The organism is Mycobacterium europaeum, from assembly GCF_002102155.1.
Classification (GTDB): Bacteria; Actinomycetota; Actinomycetes; order Mycobacteriales; family Mycobacteriaceae; genus Mycobacterium; species Mycobacterium europaeum.
Window position 1 is genome coordinate 183,129 of sequence record NZ_LQOU01000021.1, and the last position, 6,502, is coordinate 189,630.

General features: G+C 66.7%; 7 protein-coding genes and 1 pseudogene. 6 read left to right on the plus strand and 2 right to left on the minus strand.

The genetic code is table 11. From position 1 onward, the window contains the following. Positions 1-142 precede the first annotated feature (142 nt). From AWC03_RS11605 to AWC03_RS11630, 6 genes are all read left to right on the plus strand, one after another. Positions 143-925, plus strand: a complete 783-nt coding sequence (locus AWC03_RS11605; RefSeq protein WP_085240600.1) for a tyrosine-type recombinase/integrase — start codon at positions 143-145, stop codon at positions 923-925. Positions 926-1,073: 148 nt separating this feature from the next. Further along, complete coding sequence (locus AWC03_RS11610; RefSeq protein ID WP_085240601.1) at positions 1,074-2,342, plus strand: site-specific integrase; 1,269 nt, start codon at positions 1,074-1,076, stop codon at positions 2,340-2,342. Then, on the plus strand, positions 2,335-3,291 hold the full coding sequence (locus AWC03_RS11615; protein ID WP_158089965.1) for a tyrosine-type recombinase/integrase: 957 nt from the start codon (positions 2,335-2,337) through the stop codon (positions 3,289-3,291). The genes AWC03_RS11610 and AWC03_RS11615 overlap by 8 nt, the downstream gene beginning before the upstream one ends. After that, positions 3,288-4,331, plus strand: a complete 1,044-nt coding sequence (locus AWC03_RS11620) for a tyrosine-type recombinase/integrase (RefSeq protein ID WP_085240603.1) — start codon at positions 3,288-3,290, stop codon at positions 4,329-4,331. The genes AWC03_RS11615 and AWC03_RS11620 overlap by 4 nt, the downstream gene beginning before the upstream one ends. A 151-nt stretch (positions 4,332-4,482) precedes the next feature. Beyond that, entirely contained in the window at positions 4,483-4,653 is a 171-nt protein-coding gene (locus AWC03_RS11625) for a hypothetical protein (protein ID WP_249025862.1), read from the plus strand. Continuing rightward, complete coding sequence (locus tag AWC03_RS11630) at positions 4,650-5,639, plus strand: tyrosine-type recombinase/integrase (RefSeq protein WP_042909774.1); 990 nt, start codon at positions 4,650-4,652, stop codon at positions 5,637-5,639. The genes AWC03_RS11625 and AWC03_RS11630 overlap by 4 nt, the downstream gene beginning before the upstream one ends. Here AWC03_RS11630 and AWC03_RS28315 read toward each other — a convergent pair whose 3' ends face one another. Both AWC03_RS28315 and AWC03_RS11640 read right to left on the minus strand, forming a co-directional pair. After that, entirely contained in the window at positions 5,640-6,035 is a 396-nt protein-coding gene (locus tag AWC03_RS28315) for a transposase (protein ID WP_420845666.1), read from the minus strand. Between the two features lie 182 nt (positions 6,036-6,217). Beyond that, positions 6,218-6,445 (minus strand): annotated as a pseudogene (locus AWC03_RS11640) (transposase); the annotation flags it as partial. Positions 6,446-6,502: the final 57 nt, after the last annotated feature.

Genomic DNA, 6,502 nt, shown 5'->3' on the forward strand with positions numbered 1-6,502 from the left:
GACCAGCGCCCACCACTCAGTGAGAACACCGGCCGTGTTCGCGCCTGCCACCGCCAGGCCAACGGCGTTTGCGCCTCTCGCGCGGCGACCAGAGCCGGGCCAGACCGCCGGCCACCGTGGGACACATGCCCTGACCTCGCACGTGAGGACTTTCTTTACTGCTATCAAGCTCGCCGGCGCGGGGCTGCTGCTCGAGCAGTTCGTCGACTTCGCCGATGCGGCCGATACCGACACGATCACGACAGAGCTGGCGGTGCAGTGGGCCACAATGCCGCCGGGTAGCTCCTCAACCTGGCACGCGCAACGGCTGAGCGTGGTGCGCTGTTTCGCCCGCTGGGTGCAGGCCTTCGATCCGGCCGTCGAGGTGCCGCCGGTCGATGTGCTGCCGACCCGCACCAGGCGCGCCACGCCGTATCTGTATTCCGACGCCGATGTCGCCGCCTTGATGGCCGGGGCCGGGCGGCTGCGCTCACCGCTGGCCGCCGCGACGATGCAGACATTCATCGGGCTGGTGTTCGCCACGGGGCTGCGGCGCGGGGAGGCGCTGAGTCTGGACCGCGGCGATTTCGACCCGGCCACCGGCGTGTTGACGATACGTGAGGCGAAATTCCACAAGCCCCGACAACTGCCGTTGCACCCCTCCACCACGGCCGCGCTCACCGCCTACGCAGCGCGCCGGGACCGGCTGTGTCCGCATCCGCGCACGGGCGCGTTGTTGGTGTCCACCACCGGTGCCCGACTGGCGGCCACCACGGTGTCACAGACGTTCCGAACGCTGTTGCGCGAGAACGGGATCGGGCAACACTGCCCGGCATGTCGCCCGCGCATTCACGACGCCCGGCATTATGCGGACGGCCGGGTTATGTGCCCTGCCATGGTGATTCGGCTGGTGGGGACGGTACCGGTGGTGGTTTCGTCTACATAATCCTGGCGGCTGTCGGAGTCAGCGTCCCAGTGTGTCGAGCCGGCCGGTAGGGCGCCGTGGACCGGCCTTCGGCGGCGTCGGCCGCAGCCGGTATCGGCGAAGAATCGCTTTTTTGTTCATTGCACTACCGGATGCAGAGGTGATTCTCATGGGAGACGCAGATGTCAGGGCCGCCGTCGGCGCTGTGTTGGCGGTGTTGCGCGAGGTTGGCAGGGCTGAGGGCACCGTCCGACGCCACCAGGTCGTACTGGATCGGTTCGCGGTCTTTTTGGCCGGGCGCGGCCTGGACACGGCCAGCGAGCAGGTGTGTATCGACTTCATCACCAACCAGACCGGGGTCAGGTTGGGGTCGTTGCGGCAGTCGGTCAGGGATAGGGATGTCTCGGCGGTCCGCCGGCCGGTGCTGTTGATGGCCGAGGCGCTGGCCGGTCGGACGGTCGAGGTTGATCGGTCGGCCGTTGCGCCCGCGGACGGCTGTCCGGTGAAGTTCCGTGCGCTCAGGGATGACTACCTCGCTTCGTGTCATCGGCGCGGTAATGCCGAGGCAACTTTGATCGCCAAGGACAAGGCGGTCAGCCGGTTCTTGGGCTACCTGCACGAGGTGGGCGCCGACAACCTGGCGGTGCTGGGTGTGCGTGACGTGTCGGGCTTCCTGGTGCATCAACGTGGCTTGCGGCGCAAGACGATTGCGTCCATGAGGTCGTGTCTGGCGGACTTTTTGGTCTTTTCGGCCGCTGCGGGCAAAACACCGCAGGGTCTGGCGGATCGGCTGCCGCCGCACCGGCATGTCCGCCACGAGTCCGAGCCGTATCTGTGGACCGCAGACGAGATCCGGCGGGTGCTGGCCGTGATTGACCGCGCCTCGGCCACCGGTAAACGTGACTACGCGATGATCCTGGCGACCGCTCGGCTGGGGCTTCGGATTTCGGATCTGCGTCACATGGAGTTGAGGGACCTGGACTGGCGGGCCAAGCAGATCACGATCGTTCAGCATAAGACGGGCCGACCGTTGAGGCTGCCGCTGCTGGCCGACGTCGGCTGGGCGATCATCGACTACATCCGGGGCGGCCGCCCCGACACCGCCTGCCCGAAGGTGTTCGTCAAACACCGCCACCCGTTCGACACGTTCGGGTCCGCCTCATCGGTCGCCTCCCGGCTCTCGCGACACGCCGCCCGCGCCGGGATCGCGTTCTCACCCGGACAGGTCTGCGGGATGCACTCCCTGCGTGGCGCGCTGGCAGTGGCCATGATCGGCAACGGCGCGCCGATGCCGGTGATCTCGGCGGTATTGGGACACGCCTCAAGTGATACGACCCAGTCCTACTACCTTCGGTTCGACGTCGAACGGCTGCGGTGTTGCGCATTGGACGTCGAGGACGTCCTCGAACGGGCCGGGGCGGGTGAGCGCGGTGCCTGACACGACGCTGCCGGACCTGGTCGCCGATCTGGTCGCTGTTCGCCACGCCGGCGGGTACCGGTTCAACATCCAGGAACGGGTGCTGCGCCAGTTCACCGAGCACTGCCGGCGGGAGGGCTACCCGGATGGGTCGATCACCAAAGAAGCGGTCGAGGGGTTCCTCTATGGCCCTCACCTGCGGTCCTCCACGATCCGACGCAACCAGTTGGCGCTGCGCCAACTGGTTGAGCACGCCCAAGGCGTCGGCTGGCACGCCTACATCCCAGCCGCGACAACTCGGGTCCGTGTGCGCCACCAGCCGCCGTATGTGCTCACCGACGACGAGGTGCGCCGCTTGTTCGCCGCGATCGACACCCAGCCCATGTCGGCCTACTCGAACAAGGCGCTGGTCGACCCGGTCCTGTTCCGGATGTTGTACGGCGCCGGCCTGAGGGTTTCCGAGGCGCTCCACCTGCGGTTGTCGGACGTGGACACAAGCGCCGCGACGCTACACATCCGCGACACGAAAAACGGTGCGGGCCGGAGGATTCCGATCACCGGTCGGCTCACCGCTGCCTTGCAGGGCTACACCGCGGCTGCTCATCCAGCCCCCGAGCACAGCGACTACGTGTTCTACAGCAGGGCCGCGGGCAGGCCGATCAACCAGGCGACGATATACGTGCGGTTCCGCAGCTACCTGGCCGACGCCGGCATCGCCCACTTCACCGGCGGACCGCACCCGCACTCGCTGCGCCATGGCTTCGCCGTGACCAACCTGCGGCGCTGGGCCGCAGATAACGCGGACCTGACCGTGATGCTGCCCTACCTGGCCTGCTACATGGGCCACGCCGACCTTCGCGGCACCCAGTACTACCTGAGGTTGACCGCCGACGCCTACCCCGACGTGATGGCCAAAGCCCAACTCCGGTTCGGCTACGTCATCCCCGCCCCACCCGAGGAGCAGCCGTGAGCCCGCGGCCTGCCCCGCCCCCGGATTTGGCCGGGCGCTGGCTGGCGAAGTTCTTCACCGATCACCTGGCCGGCGAACGCGCCGCCTCGCCGGCGACCGTGGCCTCCTACCGGGACGCGATGAAGCTGCTGCTGACCTGGTTCAAAGACGCAGAACACATCCCGCCCGAGAAACTGCGCCTGGCCGACATCGACCGGCCACGGGTCCTGCGGTTCCTGAACTGGCTGCAGGCCGAACGGGGCTGCTCGACAACCACCCGCAACCAGCGTCTCGCGGTGATCAAGTCGTTTTGCCGCTACACCGCCATCGAACAACCCGACCGCCTCGACCAGCTCACCCAAGTCCTGGCGATCCGGCACAAAAACACCCCGGCCCCCAACCTGGGGCACCTGACCGGCGACGAGATCAAGATACTGCTCGCCCAGCCCGGCACAGCCAGTGCACGCGCTATCCGGGACACCGTTCTACTCGCATTGGCCTACGACACCGCCGCCCGCGTCCAAGAGCTCTGCGACCTCAACGTCGCCGACATCCGCGGCTCCGACTCGATGACAGTGACGATCCGCGGCAAGGGATCCAAGATCCGCTACCTGCCCCTGATGGGCCCCACCGCCCGGCTCGTCACCGACTACCTCGAGCACCGCGACCCGCACCCCGGCCTCGGCGCCGACACCGACCCACTGTTCCACGGACCCAACCACTCCAGGATGACTCGGTCCGGCGTCGCCAAGCTCCTGACCCGCCACGTGCGAGCCGTGCGCAAACGCGATCCCAGCTGGGCCCTCGGACTGCCGGTCACACCACACACCCTGCGGCGCAGCAAAGCGATGCACCTGATCCAGGCCGGCGTCAACCTGATCTACATCCGCGACCTGCTCGGCCACGCCGACGTATCCACCACCGAGATCTACGCTCGCGCAGACGCCGAAACCAAACGCAAAGCGATCGAAAACGCCTACGAGCCACTCACCCCCGACGCATTGCCGGACTGGACCTCGGACACCTCCCTTATCGGCTGGCTCGACACACTGGGACGCTGACTCCGACAGCCGCCAGGATTATGTAGACGAAACCACCACCGGTACCGTCCCCACCAGCCGAATCACCATGGCAGGGCACATAACCCGGCCGTCCGCATAATGTCTGTTATGGGGAATTCCCCATAACAGACACACCTTCGCGGTAAACACTTTGCTCGACTGGTATCGCGATGATGCCGACGTGCAGGCACGGCTGCCGCTGCTGTCTACCTACCTCGGCCACACCGACCCACGGCACACCTACTGGTACCTCTCGGCCGCGCCAGAACTGCTCGCCCTCGCCGCCGACCGGATGCAGCGCCACGCCGGAGCGACCTCATGACCGCGCTCGCCCCGACCCTGCAGGCCTTCTTCACCGAACGCCTCGCCCGGCAGAAGAACGCCAGCCCACACACCGTCGCCTCCTACCGCGACACACTGCGGCTGCTGCTCGGTTTCGTCGCGGAGCGCACCGGCACACCGCCGGCCCGAATGCAGATCGAGGACCTCGACGCCCCGCTGATCGGCGCGTTCCTCGACCACCTCGAATACCAGCGCGCCAACAGCGTGCGCAGCCGCAACACCCGCCTGGCCGCGATCCACTCGCTATTCCGATTCGCCGCACTGCAACACCCCGAGCACGCCGCGCTCATCGCTCGGGTGCTGGCCATCCCACCCAAACGCTGCAACCGTGCTGTCGTGTCCTTCCTCAACGACCAGGAAATCGACGCGCTACTCGCCGCTCCGGACACCAGCCGGTGGATAGGCCGTCGCGACCACGCGCTGCTGCTGGTCGCGGTCCAGACCGGGCTGCGGGTCTCCGAGTTGACCGGGCTGTGCTGCGGAGACGTCCATCTCGGAGCGGGGGCCCACGTGCGCTGTGTCGGCAAGGGACGTAAACAGCGCTGCACGCCGCTCACTGCCGAGACGGTCGCGGTGCTGCGGGGCTGGCTGGCCGAACGACGAGGCCGACCCGAGGATCCGTTGTTCCCGACCAGCCGCGGTCGACCGCTCAGTCGTGACGCGGTCGCGCTGCTCGTCACCAACCACGCGATCACGGCGCGGCAGCGCTGCCCCTCCATCGATGCCAAAACGATCACCCCGCACGTCCTGCGCCACTCGACGGCCATGACCCTATTGCGCGCAGGCGTGGACACATCAGTGATCGCGCTCTGGCTCGGCCACGAGAAAACAGACACGGTCCAGATCTATCTGCACGCAGATCTCCGCCTGAAAGAACGCGCCCTCGCTCGCACCACCCCCGTCCATGCGACCCCGGGCCGATACCGACCCCCCGACACCCTGCTCGCGTTCCTCGAGGCGCTTTGATTATGCCGAGTGCATGGACACAGATCCCTTACCGCGCAGACGATTCAGCGGCGTCCTCGGCATAATCCGGTGCTCGGCATAGTGGGTGTTATCCCGATGTCGGGATAACACCCACAGGACCACTGATCGCTTGAGGACATCACGCTCCATCCGCAGCTCAGCGTTCTCGCTGCGCAGGCGTTTGAGCTCCTCAACGTCGTCGCGGGTCAACTCCCCGCGGCCCTCGCGGGCCTCACGGTCCCGGGCAACCCAATTGCCCAGAGTGCCCTCATGGACCCCAAGGTCCCGCGCCACCGCGGCGATCGACTTACCCGTCTCCCGCACGATCCGAACAGCCCCCTCACGGAACTCCCGGGGCCTGGCCGTCGGCGACCGCGTCCGCATCCACGCACTCATGAAAATCGAAACAACCCCCGGCGGCGCCGTCAAAACCACCTACATCGCCCACGCCGTCTACCGGCTCAACGACTAAAACTGAGCTTCACAGGCGGCTTTCGACTCGTCCTTCGTGGCCGCAGGCACCCCTCCGACCGTTTGCGGGGCTGTCTGATTAACGGTGGATCCGACCTTGGCATTTGTTAGTTGCCGGTCGGGGTGATCCGGCCGTTGAAGGTGATTGCGAACGCGTTGAGTGCGGGCTTCCACCTCATTGCCCATCGTGCCCTACCTCGCCCGGTCGGATCTAGTGATCGGGTAACGAGATACAGGCATTTCAGGGCAGCTTGGTCGGTAGGGAAATGCCCGCGGGCGCGAATCGCGCGCCGGTAGCGGGCGTTGATCGACTCCATGGCGTTGGTACCCGGTATGAAATGGGGTGGAGGCCCACGTGGTTCTGTCTTGCCTGGTCAGACGTACTAGGCATA